The organism is Xanthomonas sp. BRIP62418, from assembly GCF_003993495.1.
GTDB classification, from domain to species: Bacteria; Pseudomonadota; Gammaproteobacteria; order Xanthomonadales; family Xanthomonadaceae; genus Xanthomonas; species Xanthomonas euroxanthea.
On record NZ_QEZG01000047.1, the window covers coordinates 97,390 to 118,353 of the forward strand.

At 67.3% G+C, this 20,964-nt stretch carries 17 protein-coding genes and 1 pseudogene; 7 read left to right on the plus strand and 11 right to left on the minus strand.

The genetic code is table 11. The annotated features are described in order from the left end of the window. The first annotated feature begins 128 nt into the window (after positions 1 to 128). The gene (locus tag EO174_RS17310) at positions 129 to 1,217 is read left to right on the plus strand and encodes a metal-dependent hydrolase (RefSeq protein WP_119129642.1); all 1,089 of its coding nucleotides are present in this window, start codon (positions 129 to 131) and stop codon (positions 1,215 to 1,217) included. A 58-nt stretch (positions 1,218 to 1,275) separates the two neighbouring features. Here EO174_RS17310 and EO174_RS17315 read toward each other — a convergent pair whose 3' ends face one another. The 4 genes from EO174_RS17315 to EO174_RS17330 form a co-directional block, all read right to left on the minus strand. Next, complete coding sequence (locus EO174_RS17315) at positions 1,276 to 2,103, minus strand: class I SAM-dependent methyltransferase (RefSeq protein ID WP_119130754.1); 828 nt, start codon at positions 2,101 to 2,103, stop codon at positions 1,276 to 1,278. Between the two features lie 28 nt (positions 2,104 to 2,131). After that, positions 2,132 to 3,130 carry a tRNA dihydrouridine synthase DusB gene (gene dusB, locus EO174_RS17320; protein ID WP_119130755.1) on the minus strand — a complete coding sequence of 333 codons (999 nt, stop codon included), beginning with the start codon at positions 3,128 to 3,130 and terminating at the stop codon, positions 2,132 to 2,134. A gap of 469 nt (positions 3,131 to 3,599) precedes the next feature. After that, entirely contained in the window at positions 3,600 to 4,556 is a 957-nt protein-coding gene (locus EO174_RS17325) for a ribokinase (RefSeq protein ID WP_126946225.1), read from the minus strand. A 77-nt stretch (positions 4,557 to 4,633) separates the two neighbouring features. After that, complete coding sequence (locus tag EO174_RS17330; RefSeq protein ID WP_016903833.1) at positions 4,634 to 5,932, minus strand: nucleoside transporter C-terminal domain-containing protein; 1,299 nt, start codon at positions 5,930 to 5,932, stop codon at positions 4,634 to 4,636. 1,364 nt (positions 5,933 to 7,296) lie between these two features. Between EO174_RS17330 and EO174_RS17335 the strand changes: the two genes are divergently transcribed. The 6 genes and pseudogenes from EO174_RS17335 to EO174_RS17360 form a co-directional block, all read left to right on the plus strand. Continuing rightward, positions 7,297 to 8,265: an aldo/keto reductase gene (locus tag EO174_RS17335; RefSeq protein ID WP_115676145.1), complete on the plus strand. Its 969-nt coding sequence runs from the start codon at positions 7,297 to 7,299 to the stop codon at positions 8,263 to 8,265. Positions 8,266 to 8,577: 312 nt separating this feature from the next. After that, the gene (locus tag EO174_RS17340) at positions 8,578 to 8,817 is read left to right on the plus strand and encodes a hemin uptake protein HemP (RefSeq protein WP_024938306.1); all 240 of its coding nucleotides are present in this window, start codon (positions 8,578 to 8,580) and stop codon (positions 8,815 to 8,817) included. A 152-nt stretch (positions 8,818 to 8,969) separates the two neighbouring features. Then, a complete protein-coding gene (locus EO174_RS17345) occupies positions 8,970 to 11,201 on the plus strand; it encodes a TonB-dependent hemoglobin/transferrin/lactoferrin family receptor (RefSeq protein WP_126946228.1) in 2,232 nt (743 codons plus the stop codon). Between the two features lie 5 nt (positions 11,202 to 11,206). After that, on the plus strand, positions 11,207 to 11,839 hold the full coding sequence (locus EO174_RS17350; protein WP_119129649.1) for a Hemin transport protein: 633 nt from the start codon (positions 11,207 to 11,209) through the stop codon (positions 11,837 to 11,839). 29 nt (positions 11,840 to 11,868) lie between these two features. After that, entirely contained in the window at positions 11,869 to 12,792 is a 924-nt protein-coding gene (locus tag EO174_RS17355) for a DUF6607 family protein (RefSeq protein ID WP_126946231.1), read from the plus strand. A gap of 140 nt (positions 12,793 to 12,932) precedes the next feature. After that, a pseudogene (locus EO174_RS17360) lies at positions 12,933 to 13,121 on the plus strand (hypothetical protein); the annotation flags it as partial. Between the two features lie 187 nt (positions 13,122 to 13,308). Here EO174_RS17360 and EO174_RS17365 read toward each other — a convergent pair. The 7 genes from EO174_RS17365 to EO174_RS17395 form a co-directional block, all read right to left on the minus strand. Further along, the gene (locus EO174_RS17365; protein WP_024938302.1) at positions 13,309 to 13,662 is read right to left on the minus strand and encodes a DMT family protein; all 354 of its coding nucleotides are present in this window, start codon (positions 13,660 to 13,662) and stop codon (positions 13,309 to 13,311) included. Between the two features lie 181 nt (positions 13,663 to 13,843). Further along, a complete protein-coding gene (locus EO174_RS17370) occupies positions 13,844 to 14,728 on the minus strand; it encodes an ABC transporter permease (RefSeq protein ID WP_119129651.1) in 885 nt (294 codons plus the stop codon). Further along, on the minus strand, positions 14,725 to 15,564 hold the full coding sequence (locus EO174_RS17375) for an ABC transporter ATP-binding protein (RefSeq protein ID WP_126946234.1): 840 nt from the start codon (positions 15,562 to 15,564) through the stop codon (positions 14,725 to 14,727). Before EO174_RS17375 ends, EO174_RS17370 begins: the two co-directional genes overlap by 4 nt. 3 nt (positions 15,565 to 15,567) lie before the next feature. Then, complete coding sequence (locus EO174_RS17380; RefSeq protein ID WP_104649660.1) at positions 15,568 to 16,614, minus strand: ABC transporter substrate-binding protein; 1,047 nt, start codon at positions 16,612 to 16,614, stop codon at positions 15,568 to 15,570. A gap of 84 nt (positions 16,615 to 16,698) precedes the next feature. Then, positions 16,699 to 17,616: a TauD/TfdA family dioxygenase gene (locus EO174_RS17385; RefSeq protein WP_126946237.1), complete on the minus strand. Its 918-nt coding sequence runs from the start codon at positions 17,614 to 17,616 to the stop codon at positions 16,699 to 16,701. 195 nt (positions 17,617 to 17,811) lie between these two features. Beyond that, a complete protein-coding gene (locus EO174_RS17390; RefSeq protein WP_126946240.1) occupies positions 17,812 to 20,295 on the minus strand; it encodes an FtsX-like permease family protein in 2,484 nt (827 codons plus the stop codon). After that, positions 20,292 to 20,909, minus strand: coding sequence for an ATP-binding cassette domain-containing protein (locus tag EO174_RS17395; protein WP_256359910.1), 618 nt, complete (start codon positions 20,907 to 20,909; stop codon positions 20,292 to 20,294). Before EO174_RS17395 ends, EO174_RS17390 begins: the two co-directional genes overlap by 4 nt. Positions 20,910 to 20,964: the final 55 nt, after the last annotated feature.

A 20,964-nucleotide genomic window follows, 5' to 3' on the forward strand; every position in this document is an offset into this window, starting at 1 on the left:
GCAGCGGCCTCGTTTTTTTTGTCAGCTAACCGCAGCGCGATGCGGGCAACGCACCTGCTGGCTGACTGCCCGCCGGTCGTAACGCACGCGATGGCACTGGACGATGCCTGGCCTGCTAGCATCGGCCGATGGATTCATTGACCCAGATCGTTCTCGGCGGCGCCGTCGCCGCTGCCATCGCACCGGCCGGACAGCGCCGTGCGGCCCTGTTGGCCGGCGCCGCACTGGGCACCCTGCCCGATCTCGATGCGCTGGTGTTGCTGCCGCTGACCGACGATCCGGTCACGTTGATGACGGTGCATCGCAGCGCCAGCCATTCGTTGTTGGTGCTGCCGTTGCTGGGCTGGCTGATCTGGTGGCTGTTTCGCCGCTACGGCAACGGCCGTGTGGCCAGTGCGCCCAAGCGCTGGTTCTGGGCGATCCAGCTGGCCTTGATCACCCATCCCTTGCTCGATGCCTTCACCGTCTACGGCACCCAGCTGTGGTGGCCGCTGCAGCCGCATCCGGCGATGTGGTCGAGCGTCTTCATCATCGACCCGGCCTACACGCTATGGCTGTTGCTCGCCTGCGCGGTGGCATGGTTTGCACGCGCGCGGCCCGTCGCGCAGCACGCGCTGGTGATCGGGCTGGCGCTCAGCTCCGCCTATCTGGGTTGGTCGTTGCTGGCCAAGCACCTGGTCGACCAGGAAGCGGACCGTGCGCTGGCCGCACTCGGACTGAAGGATGCGCCGCGCTTCTCTGTGCCGATGCCGCTCAATACCCTGCTGTGGCGCGTGGTGGCGATGACGCCCAACGGCTATGTGATCGGCGAGCGCTCGCTGGTGGCCGACAAGGGCCCGATGCAGTTTCGTGGCTATTCCAGCAACACCCAGGCGCTGGGCGAAGTGGCCCGGTTCGATTCAGTGCGCCGGTTGACCTGGTTCAATCGCGGTTTCATGCGCGCACGCCTGGTCGATGACGAGCTGATGCTCAGCGACCTGCGCATGGGCCTGGAGCCGGACTACAACTTCAATTTCGTGGTGGCCCACCGCGAAGACGGGCAGTGGCAGCCGATCGCGCCGCGACAGATCCAGGCTGCCTACCGCGCGCCGGTGGCGCGCGATCAGATCGGCCAGGTGCTGGCGCAGATGTGGCGCCGCATCTGGCACGAGCCCACCGGGACGGTGCTGACCGGTGATCTGGAACACGCCGCGATGCCTGCACCGGCGGCCAGGTAGGCGTGCCCAGGCGGTTGGCCAGCAATGCGCCTGCCGCAGCTCCGTGCAGCACGCCGGCTCAATACACCGTCGCGCGTGCCTGCACGAACGAGTAGAAGAACACCGCGTCCGGGTCGCTGTGCACCTGTGCCAGTTCGCGGCGCATGCCGTCCACGGTGTCTGCGTTCACCGCACCGGCCGCAAGCAATTGGTCGGCCGCCGACAGAAGCACTTCTTCCCAGAATCCGATCATGGTCTTGCGCCGGCCCGGCTCGCGGTTGTCCAGATGCAGCGTCTTGATCTCGGTATGCACATCGCGAAAGCCGCCGGCCAGCAGCAGGTTGCCCAGCTTGGCGCCGACGAACGGGTCGCCGCCCTGGTCGTACTGGAAATCGTTGAAGGCCATCCAGTAGCGCCATAGGTTGGGCGAATACGGATGCAGCAGGAACGAGGCGTTCATCACCTCGGTGACATACACCGGCGAGCCCGGCAGCAGCACGCGCCGTACCTCGTTGAGCACGCGCGCAGGCGAGGGCACATGCTCGAGCACCCAGCACAGGAATGCCGCATCGAACTGACGCGCCTCGAACGGCAGGTCGCTCGCATCGGCCTGCTGCAGCGTGTAGCGCTCGCGGCACCATGCCAACCGTTCGAGATTGGCGCGTGCCGCGCCCAACTGGGCCTCGCTCAGATCCACGCTGGTGACATGCAGGTCGGGAAAGCGGCGCAGCAGGATTTCGGTCTGCGCGCCCACGCCGCTGCCCACCTCCAGCAGCCGGCGTGCGCCGCTGTAGTCGATCTGGTTGAACAGCGTGGCTTCCAGCAGGCGCGCCTGTTTGAGCAGGCGTGCCTGTTCGGTGGACGAAAATCCATGCAGATAGGTCGGGGTGTCGCTCGGTGCGCTCATCGCTGCAGCTCCAACAACGCAGGAAAACTCAGGCGGCAACCGACAGCGCGGGTGGCACGCCGGCGATCAGGGCATCGAAATACGCGCCGGTCAGTTCCAGCTGCGCTTCCGGTGTTTCGGCGCGATTGACCACCGCGCGGAAGTCGGCGCTTTGCGGGTGATCCTTGGCGTACCAGCCCAGATGCTTGCGCGCGATGCGCACGCCCTGCGGCTGCCCATAGAACGCATGCAAGGCTTCCAGGTGGCCGAGCAGGGTATCGCGCACGAACGCCAACGACGGCGGCGGCAACAGCTCGCCAGTGGCCAGATAGTGCGCCACCTCGCCGAAGATCCACGGACGCCCCTGCGCCGCACGCCCGATCATCACCGCATCCACGCCGGTGGCGTGCAGTACCTGCGCCGCCTTCTGCGGCGAATCGATATCGCCATTGGCGATCACCGGAATCTGCAGCGCGGCCTTGATCTGCGCAATCGTGGCGTACTCGGCAGTGCCGGTGTAGTGCTGGTCGCGGGTGCGCCCGTGCACCGCCAGCGCGGCAATGCCGCAGTCCTGCGCGATGCGCGCGATGGTCGGGCCGTTGCGGTGATCGCAATCCCAGCCGGTACGGATCTTCAAGGTCACCGGCACATCCACTGCCTGCACCACTGCGCGCAGGATGCGGGCCACCAGCTCCTCGTCGCGCATCAGCGCCGAGCCGGCCCAGGCGTTGCAGACCTTCTTGGCCGGGCAGCCCATGTTGATGTCGATCAGCTGCGCACCGTGGTCGACGTTGTAGCGCGCCGCCTCGGCAAGTTGCTGCGGCTCGGTGCCGGCAATCTGCACGCTGACCGGATCCGGCTCGCCGGCATGGTCCATGCGGTGCAGCGATTTGCGCGTGCCCCAGAAACGCGGATCGGAGATGGTCATCTCCGACACCGCCAGCCCGGCGCCCAGCCGCTTGCACAGCAGCCGGAACGGCTTGTCGGTGACGCCGGCCATCGGGGCCAGGATCACCTTGGGGTCGATGGAGTAGGGGCCGATCTGCATGGCGGCATTGTAGCTGGGTGGGGAATCGGGAATCGGGAATTGGGAGTCCCGATTCGGGAGTCGGAAGAGCGTTTTCGGCTTTCGGTCTTGCGCGGTTGCTGCGCGGGTCGCGTGACTGGTAGAGCGAGGGCAGCGGCAAGATTGCTGGTTGACCGTCCCCTCACCCCAACCCCTCTCCCGACGGGAGAGGGGCTTCTATTCCTTCTCCCGCCGGGAGAAGGTGGCGCGTCAGCGCCGGATGAGGGTAGGGCGCCCGACGCTGCATCACGCCTGGTGCCGCCGCCCAGCCTGCTATCAGATGAAGAAGATCGAAGCGCCGGCGCAGCGGGGCTCGCAGCGTCCGTCGATGGACAGGCCTGGACATGCCGGTCGCACATCAAATCAGTCTGATGGGTATAGCGGACGCCCTGAACGCAGAAGGCGACCGCATCGCTGCGGTCGCCTTCGTTGTTTGCCTGAAGCGCGCGGATCACACAGCCGGTTCGGGGGCCATGCGCGGCATCGAGGTGGCGGCGCCTTCCACTTCGGTGGAGCGCGCGGCGTAGCGGGTGGCAAAACGCACGTGGGTGATGAAGCTGGCAGTCGGCGCTTGTGCCAGCGAGGCCACCAGCGCGCCGTTGAAGGCGTCACCGGCGCCGGTGGTGTCCACGGTCTGCGCGCTTTCCGCGCCCACCCGGTAATGCGCGGCCGTGTCGCCGCGTAGCTGTTCTTCGGCGTGCGAGATGAAGGCGCCCACCGATCCCAGCGTTACCACCACGGTACCGCCCGGCAACAGCTTGCGGCACAGCGAATGCAGCGTGTTGCCGTCCAGCGCCGCCACATCGTCGGCATTGATGCGTTCGCCGACGTGGCGGCCGAGCAGGGCGGCAAACTCGGTTTCGTTGGGCGTCAGCACATCCGACAGCTTGAGCAGGCCGATCGAGGTCGGTGCATTGGCCGGTGCGGCGTTGAGCACGGTCAGCACGCCGCACTCGCGTGCCAGTGCCAGCGCCGACTCGATGGTTTCCGCCGGCGATTCCAGCTGCGCCAGCAACACGCTGGACGAGGCCACCAGTGCGCGTTGGTTGTCCACGAATGCAGCGCTCAGCACCGAATTGGCGCCGGCACCGATCACGATGGTGTTGCGGCCGTGCGCGTCGACGTAGATCCCGCCGGTGCCGGTCGGCTCGTTGCTGGGCTCGGCGATCAGTGCGAAGCCGTCGTGCGCCGCCAGCGAGCGCGCCAGCGCACCGCCGGCATCGTCGCCCAGCGCGCACAGAAAGTGCGTCCTGGCGCCGGCACGTGCAGACGCGACCGCCTGGTTGAAGCCCTTGCCCCCCGGGCCGGTGCTGTAGCGACCGGCGATGGTGGCGCCCGGCGCAGGCAGCACGTCGCAGCGCCACACGTGATCGACATTGAAGGACCCGACAACGACGACCGAACTCATAAATACCCTTGACTTGAATGACTGAATGAAACGTGGCGTGCGGCGATTAGACCGTCACACCGATGAACCCGCGCCCCTCAACCGAAATGCGAGAGCACACCGGCAATGGTAGCGGTCATGAACGTGGCGATCGAACCGCCCAGCACCGCGCGCAGCCCGAACTTGGCCAGATCGTGACGGCGTTCCGGTGCCAGCCCGCCGATGCCACCGATCTGGATCGCAATCGAGCTGAAGTTGGCAAAGCCGCACAACGCATACGTGGCAATCAGCCGACCCTCTGCGCTCAGGCCCACGCCCGGCACTTCGCCCTTCACGATACGCGACAGTTCGCTGTAGGCGACGAACTCGTTGATCACCACTTTCTGCCCGATCAGCGAGCCGACCGTGGTCGCGTCCACCCACGGGGTACCGATCACCCAGGCGATCGGCGCCAGCACGTAGCCGAAGATCGTCGACAGGTTGGTCGGCCGGCCCAGCAGCGCGGCAGCGCCGGTGATCTCGCCCAGCCAGGTCAGCGGTGCGTTGATCAGGGCGATCAGCGCAATGAAGGCCAGCAGCATCGCGCCGATGTTCAGCGCCAGCCGCAAGCCATCGCCGGCGCCGGCCGCGGCCGCATCGATGACATTGCTGGTGGTCTTTTCCACTTCCATCTTGACCGTGCCACGCGTCAGCGGGGTACCGGTTTCCGGCACCAGCAGCTTGGCCACCACCAGGGTGGCGGGCGCGGCCATGATGCTGGCGGCCAGCAGATGCTTGGCGTAGAACGCCTGCTGCGCGGGATCGCTGCCACCGAGCATGCCGACGTAGGCGGCCAGCACGCCGCCGGCGATATGCGCCATGCCGCCGATCATCATCGTCAGCAGCTCGGACTGGGTCATCTTGGGGATGTACGGGCGCACCGTCAGCGGCGCCTCGGTCTGGCCGATGAACACGCTGGCGCACACGCTGGTGGTTTCCGCGCCGGACACGCGCATCACCTTGGTGATCGCCCAGGCCATCGCGCGGACCACCACCTGCATCACGCCCAGGTGGTAGAGCACGCCCATCAGCGCCGAGAAGAAGATGATGGTGGGCAGCACCTGGAACGCGAAAATGAAGCCGTAGCTGTCGATGTTCATCAGGTTGCCGAAAATGAAGGTGGACCCTTCATTGACGAAGCTCAGCACCTTGACGAAGCCCTTGCCCAGCGAATCGAACACATCGCGTCCGCCCGGCACCAGCAGCACCAGCGCGGCGAACGAAATCTGCAGCGCCAGACCGGTGGCAACCAGCCTCCAGTCGATCGCGCGGCGGTTGCTCGAAAACAGCCAGGTGATGCCGATGAGCACCGCCAGACCGAACAGGCCGAAACCGATCCTTCCCAAACCTTCGACCATTCCAATCCCCGGGGCTGCTGACGGCAAAACGAGAAGCCTAGAGCAGGGGGTGACCGCGGGCAAGGCGAGCAGCATTCAGGCCCCGCCCGTTGACCCGCAGGCGAGCCAGGGCGGGCGCGGGCAGTTCCCTGCGCGCGGGCGGGCGAGCCGCGCTTGCGCAAGGTCATGGATCGGGGGGCATTGATTCGCTGCCCGTGCGTCGCCCGCAAAGACCGCGCCCCGAAGCGCGATCACCCGACCGGCCGCCGCTTTTCCCCTCAGCCATCGATGAAAACCGGTGGTGCTTGCGCGCATACCGGTGTGGGACCTTGACCGGCATGGATGCCGCGCCAGCGCCTACATGGACGTACTTGCGGCGTGTCCCACGCCGGTACGCGTGCAAGCGCCCGCAGCAGACCGAAGCATTCGCGTGGAACTCTAGATGTGGTGCACAAGATTGATCGGTGTGCGGAGTCGGTCGGCGTCGCGGCGCCGCATCCGGTGTCGGGACACGCCGTAAATCCGTCCCTGGAGGCTCGGTGGCGGCATCCATGCCGCCACACGGCCCCGCCCCCGGGCGCGGCACCACGCTCCCAACATTGCCGCCGCTGATAGGCAAGCAAGGCTTCAAGCACGTGTCGATGCCTGTGGACTCCATGGCCGATGTAGTCGGTAAGCCATCCATCTGCTGTCACGCCGCCAGCAATGGACGCTCGGAAGAACGTGCAGCTCATCTGGCTGTTCGCATTTCTTTCCGCAACCGACAGCAACCGGTGGTGCTTGCGCGCGTGCCGGTGTGGGACCTTGAGCGGCATGGATGCCGCGCCAGAGCCTACATGGACGTACTTGCGGCGTGTCCCACGCCGGTACGCGTGCAAGCGCCCGCCGTAGACCGACGCTTCTACGTAGCACCGGCAGACCTCATGCGCAGGTTGGTCGGTGTGCGGAGTCGGTCGGCGTCGCGGCGTCGCATCCGGTGTCGGGACACGCCATAAATCCGTCCCTGGAGACTCGGTGGCGACATCCATGCCGGCACACGGTCCCGCCCCCCGGACGCGACACCACGCTCCCAACATTGCCGCCGCTGATCGGCAAGCAATGCGTCAAGCAGGTGTTGATGCCCGTGGACTTCGTGGCCGATGTGATCAGTAAGCCATCCATCTACTGTCATGTCGCCAGCGATGGTGACGCTCCCAAAGACTTGCAGACCACCGGCCCCCGGCACTTCTTTCGACCGACAATAACTGGTGGTGTTTGCGCGGGTGTCGGCGTGGGACCTTGAGCGGCATGGATGCCGCGCAACCCTGTCGCGCCGGCAGCACCACGTCCTACACTGCGCACGCCGATCCGGGGCAGGGCGCCGCGGAGGTTGTTGGAGTCTGCCAATGCATTACCGTCGTCTGGGGTCCACCGGGCTGCAGCTGTCGGCCCTGTCGTTCGGGGCCTGGGTCACCTTCGGCAAGCAGATCGGGCGCAGCGAAGCGCGCAACCTGATTGCCGCCGCCTGGGACAACGGCGTCACTTTCTTCGACAACGCCGAGGTCTATGCACGCGGCCGCGCCGAAGAGGTGATGGGCGATGTGATCGCCGACCTGCGCCTGCCGCGCGACGGGTACTGCGTGTCGAGCAAGGTGTTTTTCGGCGCGGTGGACAGCCCGCGCCCGACCCAGCGCGGGCTGTCGCGCAAGCATGTCACCGACGCCTGCCATGCCGCACTCAAGCGCCTGCGGGTGGACTATCTGGACCTGTACTTCTGCCATCGGCCCGATCCGGACACGCCGATCCGGGAGACCGTGCGCAGCATGGATGCCCTGATCCGCCAGGGTAAGGTGCTGTACTGGGGCACCTCCGAGTGGAGCGCCGAGCAGGTGCGCGAGGCCATCACCATCGCCGAGCAGGAACACCTGCACGCTCCGTCGATGGAGCAACCGCAGTACAACCTGCTGCACCGCGACCGGCTGGAACGCGAATACGCGCCGCTGTGCGAGGGCGGGCTGGGCACCACGATCTGGTCGCCGCTGGCCTCGGGCCTGCTGACCGGCAAGTACAACGCCGGTGTAGACGCCGATAGCCGCCTCGGCCAACCGGACAATCACTGGCTGCAGGACGAAGTGCTGGGCGCGCCGGAAGCGCGCCGCCTGGAACGCGCCCGCGCGTTCTGTGCACTGGCCGCCGAGCTGGGCCAGTCGCCCGCACGCCTGGCCATCGCCTGGTGCCTGCGCAACCCGCACGTGTCCACGGTGATCCTGGGGGCCAGCCGGGTGGCCCAGCTGGAAGAAAATCTCGGCGCGCTGGACACCTTGACCCAGGTCGATGCCGCCGGCTGGGCGCAGGTAGAGGCGGTAACGCGCTAAGAGCACGCCACGCACTGGGGGTCGTGCGGCTGCAAGGTTGTCGGCTTTGTCTTGTTAGTCGACCGAGCCGGTGAGGCTGCGTCTTCCCTGTCGTGCACGCCGGCCAGGTCGCTGTGGCGTCAGGCGCTGGCTGCTTCTCGCTCGGCCAGAAATGCATGCCAGAGCGATGTGATCAAGCCCCGATCATCGCGCAGAAGACAGCGCTGGATGGCCTGGCTGGAATATTTCGATAGATTTTGTGAATCAGAAACGTTCAGTCCATGCAAAGATCGTGTGGCGAAGATGAGAATGCCTCTTGATCATTAAATGAGAATGGTTATTATTTGTCTGGCCAATCGACTGGAGATCCAGATCATGACCGCTCATCCCGTGCTGCTCCGCTCCGAACCGGTCAACCTGCGCGACCGCGCTGCTCCGCGTGCCGTCCCAGCAGAAGACCTCATCAGCAGCGAGGCGCTGCTCAAGGGCCGTCGCGAAGTGCTGATCCAGCATGGCGACCGCGTCTATCGCCTGCGCCATACCAGCAACGACAAGCTCATCCTGACCAAGTAAGCGCCTTGCTCCGATCCGCGCCTTGCGCAGGGTCGGACCGTCTGTCGCGGGCGTTGCCGCCGCCGTCCGCGCACCCCACGCTGTTCCCGGGCGGCCGGCCGCGGCCTTGTCTGCAGCACACGCTGCCGGGAACGTCCTTTCAAGGGTTCCCGATGAGTCGCCTGCATCCGCTGGTGGTCGCGCTATCGCTTGCGCTGCCTGCCGTTTCGTCGTGTGCCCACGCTGCCGACCTCGCCGCCAGTGGTGACGCCGCGCGTGGTGTCCACGACTTCGGCCGGTTGCAGGTCACCGCCACCCGTACCCAGCGCGCCCTGGTCGATGTGCCGAGCACGGTGGATGTGATCGACCGCGAGCAACTGGACAATCAACTGGTGCGCGAGCTCAAGGATCTGTTCCGCTACACGCCGGGCGTGTCGGTCACCAGCACCAGCGGCCGCTTCAGCGGCGCCAACGGCATCCGCATCCGCGGGCTGGATGGCAACCGCGTGGCGATCCTGGTCGACAACGTGCCGGTGTCGGACACCTTCAGTTTCGGCAGCTACCTCAACGCCAACCGCAACTTTGTCGATCTGGAAACGCTCAAGCGCGTCGAAGTGGTGCGCGGGCCGGCCAGCTCCCTGTACGGCTCCGACGCCCTGGGCGGCGTCGTGGCCTTCGTCACCAAAGACCCCTCCGATTACCTGGACGCCGACAGGCACAGCTATGTCGGCCTGAAGTTCGGCTACGAAGGCGACTGGAACGGCCTGTTCGCCGGTGCCACCGGTGCGTTCGGCGGCGAACGCTGGAGCGGGATGGTGGCGGTGAGCCATCGCCAGGGCCAGGAAGCACAGAACCAGGGCGACAACCGCAGCCGCGATGTCAGCCGTACCGCGGCCAACCCGCAGCGCATCGATGGCCGCAGCGTGCTCGCCAAGCTGGTGTACGCGCCCAGCGCGCAGCAGCGCTTCAAGCTCACCGTGGAAGGCAACGAAGACTACGGCAGCATCGAGGCATTGACCGGCATCGACCCGCGTGTGACCACCCCATCGTTGCGCATCCTGTCGCAGGACGGGCGCGACCATCAGACCCGTGCGCGCGTTTCGCTGCGGCACGAACTGGATGCGCTGGGCTGGTCGCTGGCCGACGACCTGCAGTGGCAGCTGTATCGCCAGGACAGCGAGAGCCTGCAGCGCACCGACGAACTGCGTGGCAACAACACCCGCCGGCATAACGAACACAACTTCGATCAGCGCGTGTACGGCCTGTTGGTCAACGCACACAAGGCCATCGACACCGGCACGCTCAGTCACGCCATCACCTATGGCCTGGACGGCACCTGGACCGACACCCGCGCCAAGCGCGATGGCTACTCGGTCAATCTGACCAATGGCGCCATCACCAATCGCGTGGGGCAGGATGTGTTTCCGGTGCGCGACTTCCCCAAGAGCCAGACCACCAAGCTCGGGTTGTATGCGCAGGACGAGATCGGCCTGTTCGATGGCAAGCTGTCGCTGACGCCGGGCGTGCGCGTGGATTATTTCCGGCTGTCGCCGCAGGTGGACGACATCTTCCGCGAAGACAATCCCGGCGTTGCCGCCGAGACCATCGACCAGACCCAGGTCTCTCCCAAGTTCGGTGCACTGTGGCGGTTTTCGGACGCCTGGTCGGCCTATGCCAATTACGCGCACGGTTTCCGCGCGCCGCCGTACAACGACGTCAATATCGGCTTCACCAACCTGCAGGCGCGCTACACCGCCATCGCCAATCCGGACCTGAAATCGGAAACCAGCCGCGGTGGCGAGCTGGGGCTGCGCTTCAATGATGCCATCGGCTATCTAGGCGTCAGCGTGTACTACACCGACTACCGCAACTTCATCGAATCCTATGCGCCGGCCGGCTTCAACGCCGACGGGCTGATGCTGTTCCAGTCGCGCAACGTGGACGATGTGGTGATCAAGGGCGCCGAAGCGCGCGGCGGGATCGATCTGGGCGCCCTGGCCGGTTGGCAGGGCTGGTCGCTCAACAGCGCCGTGGCGTACTCGGAAGGCGACAACCTCACCGACGGCACCCCGCTCAACTCGGTCGACCCGCTGCGCGGCACGCTCGGCGTGGCCTTCGACAGCGATGCCTGGGGCGCGGAAGTGATCGGCACCTTCGTCGCACGCAAGCGTCGCCCACAGCTGGACAGCTATTACACCCCTACCGGCTACGCCACGCTGGACCTGATGGGGCATTGGGAGTTCGCGCCCGGTGCCAAGGTCACCGCCGGCATCTTCAATCTCGCCGACCGCCGCTACGTGGACTGGAACGCGCTGCCCAACGGCACGCTGGCCAGCAGCACGGTGCTCGACCGCTTCACCGGCGCCGGGCGTACTGCCTCGGTCAGCCTGGCAGTGAGCTGGTAGCGGCCATGCCCATCGCCCGCCCGCTGCCGTCGTTGTCGCATGCACGTGCCACCCGCGCTGCGTTGCCGCGGCCGCAGCAGCTGGCCGCGCTGGGCACGGTGCTGTGTCTGTATCGGCCTGCCTTGGGCAACGAACTGGACGGCTGGCAGCACGCGGTGGATGCGGCGGCGTGCCGGCAGGTCGACAGCGATGGCGTGCGCGAAAGCATCTGGTTCTTCGATGCCGAAGGGCAGTGCTGCTGGCGGATCTGCCTGTTGCCTGACAGCGACTTCCTGGTCTGGGATCGCCTGGTCTCGCGCCTGCCGCCGCTGCCGGTGGAAACCCATGAGCTGGGCGTCGGGGAGCGGCTGTGGCGTCGCCTGGCCGGACGCATGCGGGGGCAGGCGTGGCGATTGAGCGCGCTGCGGCTGCAGACCGCCGCCACCGGCGAGCAACCGTTTGTCGCCAGCCTGGCGAGCGTGTCGGCGCTGGGCGCCGAGGTTGCCGCACGCCTTGCACGCGAGGAGGGCATCGACGGACGCGTGGCGGTGGACGATTGCTGCTGCGCACGCGCTGCCGCCTTGCGCACGGCCTCCGCCACATCCAGCAACACCAACCCATCCGACATGACGACGGCGCTGGTGCGCCTGCGCCGCTGACGGTCTCCAACCACGACCGAGAGTTCCGAATGAGCCGACTGTTTCCCCGTTGCATCGCAGTGACGCTGAGCCTGTTGCCGTTGATCGCCGCCGCCGACGTCCAGCGCGACCGCCAGAGCATCCTGGCGATGCAGGGCGAATACGCAGTGGACTTTGCCTTCGACGAAACGGTGCTGCTCAAGCCCGGCTACGAGCGTGCGTCGGCCATGCGCAGCGGCGCCAGCGAAGTGGTGATCGTGGTGGAGGACTCACCGCGCAAGCTGGTGCTGCAGCATTTGCTGGTGGATGAAAAAAGCAAACACGTGACCAAGCACTGGCGGCAGGACTGGATCTACGAAGCGCCGCAGCGGTTCGAATTCACCGCCGATCAGACCTGGACGGTGCATGCGCTGCCGCCGGCAGTGACCACCGGCGCCTGGACGCAGTGCGTCTACGAGGTCAGCGACGCGCCGCGCTATTGCGGCACCGGTCGCTGGGACTATGCCGACGGCCATCCCACCTGGACCAGCGATCCGAGCTGGCGCCCGTTGCCGCGCCGCGAGTACACCAAGCGCAGCGACTACAACGCGCTCGCGGTGATCAATCGCCATACGCTCACGCCCAACGGCTGGACCCACGAACAGTTCAACACCAAGGTGCTGCGCAAGCCCGACGGCAGCCAGGAAGCGATCGCGCGCGAGTTCGGCTTCAACGATTACCGCAAGACCACCGAGGTCGACTTCGCCCCGGCCTATGCCTACTGGAAGGGCACCCAGGGCTACTGGGCCAAGGTGCGCACGCGCTGGGCCAGGTTCCTCGACACGCCGCCAGGCGTGCATCTGAAGACCAAGCCGGACGGCATGGCGATGATCATGCCGATGTTCCAGCAGGCCGAGGCGGTGCAGGACGGCAAGCGGGTCAAGGACGCGCAGCTGGACGCGGTGTTCGCGCAGTGGGTCGAACCCGCGAACTAGCCACCCCGGTTGTAGGAGCGCACCAGGGCGCGACGTGGCACTCCCGAGAAGGCCCGTCGCGCCGCAGGACGCTCTTGCGAGGTCGCGCCCGGGTGCGCTCCTACCAGCGAGACGGCTGGAAGGGCGCCCAGAGCGATGGGGCCAAGGTGCGCACGCGCTGGGCCAGGTTCCTCGACACGCCGCCCGGCGTGCATCTGAAGACCAAGCCGGACGGCATGGCGATGATCATGCCGATGTTCCAGCAGGCCGAGGCGGTGCAGGACGGCAAGCGGGTCAAGGACGCGCAGCTGGACGCGGTGTTCGCGCAGTGGGTCGAGCCCGCGAACTAGCCACCTCGGTTGTAGGAGCGCACCAGGGCGCGACGTGGCATTCCCGACACGCCCGACATGTCCCAACATGCCCATCGTGCCCGACACGCCCATCACGCCCATCACGCCGCGCCCCGGGACGCTGCTGCAAGGTCGCGCCCTGGTGCGCTCCTACGGGTAAGACGGCGGTTAGCCCTTCAAAGGGCGGTTATTCCTTGAACATCAAAAACGCCGCGACCAGGATCAAGCCGAACGCGGCCCAGTGATTCCACTTCAACGACTGGCCCAGGTAGAACGTCGAGAAACCCGCGAACACCAGCAGCGTGATCACCTCCTGCATGCCCTTGAGCTGTGGCGCCGAATACACCGCGCTGCCCAGCCGGTTGCCCGGCACCTGCAGGCAGTATTCGAAGAACGCAATGCCCCAGCTGACCAGGATGGCGATCATCAGCGGCGTGCTCTTGTACTTCAGGTGCCCGTACCAGGCGAAGGTCATGAACACATTGCTGGCGATCAGCAACAGCACCGGATACAGATAGGCAGTGAAAGGAGCGGTAGGCATGACGGCAGGCGGCAGGAAAGGGGCCGGCAGCATAAGCCAGGCCCGTTAAGCGCACGCGACCGTGCCGATGAGCCCGGCACGCGGGCTCAGGCCGTTGGTGGCCGGCGCGACACGTTCATCTGCAGCGTGGCCAGGCAAAGCGCCTGCCCACGCGGCGCCCCGGGCTCCCGCGGTCATCCCGCTAGCGCTGCATGCCCCAGCGGCGCACGGTCAGCCGCTCGATGGCCTGAAACACCACGCCCTCCACCAGCAGGCCCAGCACGATCACCATCGCCAGGCCGGCGAACACCCGGTCGGTATACAGCTCGTTGCGGTTCTGGAAGATGTACCACCCCAGGCCGCCCTGGCCGGAGGTGGCGCCGAACACCAGCTCGGCCGCGATCAGGGTGCGCCAGGCGAAGGCCCAGCCGATCTTCAGCCCGGACAGGATCGCCGGCAGCGCGGCGGGAATTAGCAGTTGCGCCACGTAGCGCGGCCCGCGCAGCCCGTAATTGCGCCCGGCCATGCGCAGGGTTTCCGGCACCGCCTGGAAGCCGGCGTAGGTGGTCAGCGCCAGCGGCCACAGCACCGAATGCACCAGCACGAACACCAGGCTGCCGGTGCCCAGCCCGAACCACAGCAGGGCTAGCGGCAGCAGCGCGATGGCCGGCAGCGGATTGAACATGGCTGTCAGCGTGCCGAGCACGTCGCGGCCCCAGCGCGTGGAGGCGGCCAGCGCGGTCAGCACGAAGGCCAGCACCACGCCCAGCGCGTAGCCCTGCGCCAGCACGCGCAGCGAGGCGCCCACGCGGCGCAACAACTCGCCCGACAGCAGCCCGTCGTAGAACGCGCGTGCGGTCTGCAGCGCGCTGGGCAGCATCAGATCGTCGCCAACCACGCGTGCGGCGATCTCCCACACCGCGATCAGCACCACCAGCACCAGCGCCTTGCGCAGCCACGGTGGTGCCTGCCAGCGCGTCGGCGCAGCGGCTGCAACCAATGCGGGATCCAGCGGCTGCAGGGCCACTTCGTACTCGGCCCGCACCGGTGGCAATGGCGGCAGCGCGGTGGCGTTGCCGCCGCTCATGGCAGCACCTCGCGCTGGCGCTCGGCAGGGCGACGCAATGGCGCCACCTTGGCATCGTCCAGGGTGTCGTCGGGCAGGTCGAACAGTAGCCGATGGATCCGCTGCGCGGTCTGCTGGAACGCCACGCTGCCGGCGCTGTGCGGGCCGAACGCATGCGCGTTGAGCTCGGCGCGTACCTGGCCCGGATGTGGCGACAACAACAGCACGCGGTTACCGACCACCAACGCCTCCTCGATCGAGTGGGTGACGAACAACAGGGTGAAGCGCGATTGCTCCCACAGCTCCAGCACCTGCTCCTGCATGCGCGAACGCGTCAACGCATCGAGCGCGGCGAACGGCTCGTCCATCAACAACACGCGCGGCCGCATCGCCAACGCGCGCGCAATCGCCACGCGTTGCTTCATGCCGCCGGACAAGGTGTGCGGATACGCCTGCGCAAACGCGCTCAGCCCGACCTGCGCCAGGCTGTCGTCGGCACGTTCACGCGCTTCGGCACGCGACAGCTTGCGGGCGGCGCGCAAGCCGAACACCACGTTCTCGCGCACGGTCTTCCAGGGCGCCAGCTGGTCGAATTCCTGGAACACCACCACCCGGTCCGGTCCGGGCCCGGTGACCGCGTTGCCATCCAGGCGGATCTGCCCCTCACGCGGGGCGACGAAGCCGGCCACCGCCTTGAGCAAGGTGGATTTGCCGCAACCCGACGGCCCCAGCAGCACGAAGCGATCGGCTTCATGCACGTCGAAACGCACGCGGTGGGTGGCACGCACCACGCGCTGCGCGGAGGCGTATTCCAGGCTGACGTGGTCGACCTGCAGCAATGGTGTGGGCGTGGCCATCGCTCAGCTCCCGCCCGCGATCAGCGGATCGTCGAAGAAGTAGTCGCCCAGCTTGCCCGGCGTCTGCTTGATCGCGCCGCTGTGCTGCATGAACTTGCCCAGTCCCAGCGTGTTCTGCGGCACCACGGTGAACTGTACTTTCGGGTCCTTGAGGATCTGCAGCACCAGCGCGCGATCGATGCTCGAGCCATTGCGACGCAGGAAGATATCCGCCGCCTGCTCCGGATGGGCGGTGACAAAGCGCGCAGCCTGATCCAGCGCCGCGACGAAGGCGCGGTAGGTCTTGGGATTGTCGCGGCGGAATTTCTCGGTGGCATACAGCACGGTGGCCGACGAGGGGCCGCCTTCGATCTCGTAGGAGCTGGTCACGATGTGCGCGGCCGGATTGCGGGCCAGCTCCTGCTCCTGGAATGGCGGGCTGGCGAAGTGGGCGGTGATCTCGGTGCGGCCGCGGATGATCGCTGCGGCCGCGTCCGGATGCGGCAAGGCGACCTGCAGCGGGTCCAGCTGGTGGGTGCCCTTGTCGCCCCAGCGCTGTTGCGAGGCATGCTGCAGGAAGCGCGACTGCACCGACACGCCGGTGGCTGGCACCGCAATGCGGTCCTGCGGGGTGAAATCGCCGATGGACCTGATGCGCGGATTGTTGCTGATCAGGTAATACGGAAAGTTGCCCAGCGACGCCACGCCGCGCACGTTCTGGCGGCCATGGGTGCGGTCCCAGATGGTGAACAACGGCCCGACGCCGGCACCGGCGATATCGATCGAACCGGTCAGCAGTGCATCATTGACGGCTGCGCCACCGGACAGCTGCAGGAACTGCACGTCGATGTCCACGCCGGCCGCCTTGCCCTGCTGTTCGATCAGCTTCTGATCCTGCGCCACGTCCAGCAGCAGGTAGACGATGCCGAACTGCTTGGCGATGCGCAGCTTTCCTTCGGCCTGCGCCTGTGCGCTGTGCAGCAACGGCAATGCGGCCAGGAGCAGCAGCGCAATACGCCGGGAAACGCGTCGGCGCTGCGGACGCGCGTGAGAGGTGACGGTCAAACGCATGCGGCGCTCCAGTCGGGAGGGGGAGGGGATGGCGCGTTTCACAGCGCATCACGCGCTGTAAACCGTGCGGGAGGCGGCACCTTGCTAGAACGGCGCATCGCCTTCGATGGTGGTGCGGTTGAGGCGGCGCCGCAGGTGATCGGGCGTGCCGGCGGCCAGATGCATGACCGAGCGGTTGTCCCAGAACACCATGTCGTGCGGCTGCCAGCGATGCCGGTACACCAAGGCATCGCGGGTGCTGTGGTCGAACAGGGCCTGCAGCAGCGCGGCACTCTCGTCGTCGGGCAGGCCGACGATGCGGGTGGTGAAATGCTCGCTGACAAACAGCGCTTTCCGGCCGGTTTCCGGGTGCGTGCGCACGACCGGATGCTGCACCGGTTTCACTTCGGCGATCTGTTCCGGCGTCAGCGCCGGGCGCCACGGATTGCGCGCACGCAGTTCCTCGTACTTGGCCAGGTAGCTGTGCTCGGCACGCAGGTCCTGCACCGTCTGCTTGAGCGCGTCGGGCAGGGTCTGCCAGGCCAGGTGCTGGTTGGCGAACAAGGTGTCGCCGCCTTCGCTGGGCAGTTCCTGCGCGTGCAGCAGCGATCCCAGGCTGGGGGTGTCCTTGTAGGACAGATCCGAGTGCCAGTAGTGGCCGGCGTCGCCCAGGCCGATCGGCTTGCCGTTTTCCTTGATGTTGGAGACCACCAGCACCTCCGGATGCCCGCGTAACTGGAAATTACGCAACACATGGATCTGCAGCGGGCCGAAGCGACGGCTGAAGGCGACCTGCTGTGCCGGCGTGATGCGTTGCTCGCGAAACACCAGCACGTGGTAGTCCAGGTGCGCCTGGTGGATGCGCGCGAAGGTCTCCGCATCCAGCGGCTGTGACAGATCCAGGCCGATCACTTCGGCGCCCAGCGGGGCATCGAACGGCACTATCCGGACACTGGAAGCGTGTTCGGCGGAAACCGCATCGCGCGGCGGCTGCGCACGTGCAGCAGAAGGGACGCTGGCCATGACGGTGGCACCTCGACGGCAACGAAGGGCCGCCTGGGCCGGCGGCCGGACACACCACTGTAGGCAGTCCGCTCGCCGCTGCGAACGTACGATTGGCAAGGTGCTTATGCGCTGCCGGTATATGCACCGCTGCGACGGAACGCAAAAGGGCGACGCCTGCGCGCCGCCCTGCTCACGTGTCCAGCCGACCCGGCCTCAGTCGGTTCGCAATGCCAGCGCCGGCGGCGTGGACAGGATGCGGCGCGTGCCCGACCAGCCGGCCAGCAGGCTCAACGCCAGGCCAAACGCGCCGCCGATCAGCAGGCGCGGCCAATCCGGCGTCAATGCAATCTCGAATGCCTTCTGTCCGACCACTGCCCCGATCACCGCCGCGGCGGTCACCGCCAGTGTCGCTGCCAGCAGGCCAAGCGCGCCGAACTCCACCAGCACCGCACCACGCAACTGGCCGCGCCGCGCGCCCAGCGTGCGCAGCACCGCACTGTCATAGCGACGCTCGCCGGCGGTGGCCTGCAGGGCTGCCAGCAGCACCAGCACACCGGCCAGCAGGCTGAAGCCCATCACCAGTTGCACCGCCTGCGCCACCTGGTCGATCACCTCGCGCACGCGGCCGAGGATGGCATCGATATCCAGCACCGAAATGTTGGGGTAGTCGCGGCTCAACGACGCCAGCCTGGGCGCATTGCCGGGCGGCAGATGGAAGCTGGAAATCAGGTTGTACGGCGCATCGCCGACCGCACCCTGGTTGAGCAGCAGGAAGAAATTGACCCGGAATGAATCCCAGTCGGCCTTGCGGATGCTGGTGACGGTGAAACTGCGCTGCTGCTCGCCCAGCAGCAAGGTGATGCGATCGCCGAGTTTGAGCTGATACCGCTGCGCCCAGCCTTCTTCCACCGAGGCCTCCGGCGCAGTGCTGTCGGCCGCCCAGAATCTGCCTTCCAGCAAGGTGTTTGCCGGCGGGAATGCGTGCCGCCAGGAGAAGTTGACCGGGCGGTTGTCGCCGTCGCCATCGTCGGCCGGATCGCGGTCGCCGCGCAGCGGTGGCTTGTCGTTGATCGCCACCAGCCGCCCGGTCGAAAACGGCTCCACGGCCGCATCGTCCACGCCCAGGCCGCGCAGTGTCTGCAGCACCGGCCCGGTCTGCTCGGGCTGGATGTTCATCAGGAAATAGTTGGGCGTCTCCGCCGGCAGGCGGTCGCGCCATTGCCCGAGCAGGCCGGGGCCGACCACCGCCAGCAGCAGCAGCGCGCACAACGACAGCGACAGCCCGACCAGCTGCACCACGCTCAGTCCGCGGCGCCGCGTCAGCGAGGCCAGCCCCAGCTTCCACGCGCCGCGCAGGCGGTGCTGGATCGGCCGCAGCAAGGCCAGCAGGCCAAGCCCCAGTGCCATCGCCACCAGCGCCAGGGCGGCCAGCCCGCCGAGCACCCAGCCGGCCAGCACCAGGTTGCCGGTCGCATACACGGTCAGCGCCAGCGTGGCCGCCAATGCCGCGGCGTAGACCAGCAAGGAACTCGGCGGCACCGCGGCAAAGCTGCGGTTGAGCACGCGCATCGGCGGCACGTTGCGCAGCCGCAGCAACGGCGGCAGGCCGAAGCCCAGCAACAGCACCAGGCCGATGCCTGCACCGGCCAGGGCCGGGGTGGCCTGCGGCAACGGCAGCCGGTCCGGGATCAGGCTGCCCAGCGCCTGCACCAAGCCTTCCTGCGCCAGCATGCCCAGCCCGATCCCGACCAGGCAGGCCGGAATCGCGGTCAGCAGCAATTGCAGCGACAGCATCGCCAGGATGTCGCGCTGGCGTGCGCCCAGGCAGCGCAGCACCGCCACCGTGTCGATCCGGCGCATCGCAAAGCGGTTCGCTGCCAACGCGGTTGCCACACCGGACAACAGCACCGCCAGCAAGGCCGACAAGGCCAAAAAGCGCCCCGCACGATCGAACGCTGCGCGCATGCCGCGCTGGGTGTCCTCGATGCCGACCAGGCGGAATTCGCTGGCGCGCGGTTTCAGCCAGGCGCGCAGTTCGGCGATGGCATCGGGCGCACCGGAGAACATCAGCCGGTACGAAGCGCGGCTGCCGGGGCCAAGCAATCCGGCACCGTCGATATCGGCGCGATTGACCAGCAGCGGTGGCGACAGCTGCATCAGCTCGCCGGATGCATCCGGCTCTGCGCGCAGTACGCCGGTGATGGTGAGGTGGCCGGCGCCGAATTCCAGCTGTTCGCCCACGCGCAGGCCCAGGGCCTCCAGCAGGCGGGGGTCGGCATAGGCCTGGCCCGGCGGCGGTGCGCCCGCAGGCGTGCCCTGCATGCCGGCGCTGTCCCTGGACACCAGCAACTGCCCGCGCAACGGGTAGCCCGCGCCAACCCCGCGGATATTGGCCATCTGGCTGGCCTCGCCGTGAAACAGCACGCTGGGGAAGCTGACCATGCGCGTGCTCTGCAGGCCGCGGCGTTGCGCTTCGGCGGCGAAGTCGGCCGGGATTTCCTGGCGGCCGGTCACGCCCAGATCGCCACCGAGCACCTCGGCCGCGCTGGAGGTCAGCGCCAGGGTCACCCGATCGACCAGCGTGCCAACCGCCGTCATCACCGCCACGCCCAGCACCAGCGCGGCGAATACGGTCAGCAGGTCGCCGGCCAGGAACTCGCGGCGCACCGCGCGTGCGGCTTGACGCAGCACGTTCATGCGGCCGGACCGGTCTGGGCGTGCAGGCGGCCGCTGTCGATGCGGTAGATATGCTTGCAACGCTGCGCCAGCGTCATGTCGTGGGTCACCAGCACCAGGGTGGTGTCGCTGGTGGCGTTGAGCGCGAACAACAGGTCGCTGATCTGCGCGCCGGTGGTCTGGTCCAGGCTGCCGGTGGGCTCGTCGGCAAACAGGATGCGCGGTCTGGCCACGAATGCGCGTGCCAGCGCCACGCGTTGCTGCTCGCCACCGGACAGCTGGCGCGGGTAGTGGCGCGCACGCGCGCTCAGGCCGACTGCCTCCAGTACCTCGCGTACCCGTGCCGGGTCCTCGCGCCCGGCCAGTTCCAGCGGCAGCGCGATGTTTTCTTCGGCGGTCAGCGCCGGCAGCAGATGGAAGCTCTGGAACACGAAGCCCACCTCGCGCGCGCGCAGGGCGGCACGGGCCTCTTCGTCCAGCTGGCCCAGCTCCTGGCCGGACAGCGCAATGCTGCCGCGGCTGGGCAGGTCCAGCCCGGCCAGCAGGCCGAGCAGGGTGGTCTTGCCCGAGCCGGATGCGCCGACGATGGCGATACTGTCGCCTTCACTGACCGTCAAGCTGACCTTGTCGAGGATGTGGAGTGTTCCCTCCGGTCCACTGACGGACTTGCCGACGTCGCGGACGTCGATG

Coding starts and splice junctions, on each gene's coding strand:
- EO174_RS17310 (WP_119129642.1), top strand. CDS start 129: ATGGATTCATTGACCCAGATCGTTCTCGGCGGCGCCGTCGCCGCTGCC.
- EO174_RS17315 (WP_119130754.1), bottom strand. CDS start 2,103: ATGAGCGCACCGAGCGACACCCCGACCTATCTGCATGGATTTTCGTCC.
- dusB (WP_119130755.1), bottom strand. CDS start 3,130: ATGCAGATCGGCCCCTACTCCATCGACCCCAAGGTGATCCTGGCCCCG.
- EO174_RS17325 (WP_126946225.1), bottom strand. CDS start 4,556: ATGAGTTCGGTCGTCGTTGTCGGGTCCTTCAATGTCGATCACGTGTGG.
- EO174_RS17330 (WP_016903833.1), bottom strand. CDS start 5,932: ATGGTCGAAGGTTTGGGAAGGATCGGTTTCGGCCTGTTCGGTCTGGCG.
- EO174_RS17335 (WP_115676145.1), top strand. CDS start 7,297: ATGCATTACCGTCGTCTGGGGTCCACCGGGCTGCAGCTGTCGGCCCTG.
- EO174_RS17340 (WP_024938306.1), top strand. CDS start 8,578: ATGGTTATTATTTGTCTGGCCAATCGACTGGAGATCCAGATCATGACC.
- EO174_RS17345 (WP_126946228.1), top strand. CDS start 8,970: ATGAGTCGCCTGCATCCGCTGGTGGTCGCGCTATCGCTTGCGCTGCCT.
- EO174_RS17350 (WP_119129649.1), top strand. CDS start 11,207: ATGCCCATCGCCCGCCCGCTGCCGTCGTTGTCGCATGCACGTGCCACC.
- EO174_RS17355 (WP_126946231.1), top strand. CDS start 11,869: ATGAGCCGACTGTTTCCCCGTTGCATCGCAGTGACGCTGAGCCTGTTG.
- EO174_RS17365 (WP_024938302.1), bottom strand. CDS start 13,662: ATGCCTACCGCTCCTTTCACTGCCTATCTGTATCCGGTGCTGTTGCTG.
- EO174_RS17370 (WP_119129651.1), bottom strand. CDS start 14,728: ATGAGCGGCGGCAACGCCACCGCGCTGCCGCCATTGCCACCGGTGCGG.
- EO174_RS17375 (WP_126946234.1), bottom strand. CDS start 15,564: ATGGCCACGCCCACACCATTGCTGCAGGTCGACCACGTCAGCCTGGAA.
- EO174_RS17380 (WP_104649660.1), bottom strand. CDS start 16,614: ATGCGTTTGACCGTCACCTCTCACGCGCGTCCGCAGCGCCGACGCGTT.
- EO174_RS17385 (WP_126946237.1), bottom strand. CDS start 17,616: ATGGCCAGCGTCCCTTCTGCTGCACGTGCGCAGCCGCCGCGCGATGCG.
- EO174_RS17390 (WP_126946240.1), bottom strand. CDS start 20,295: ATGAACGTGCTGCGTCAAGCCGCACGCGCGGTGCGCCGCGAGTTCCTG.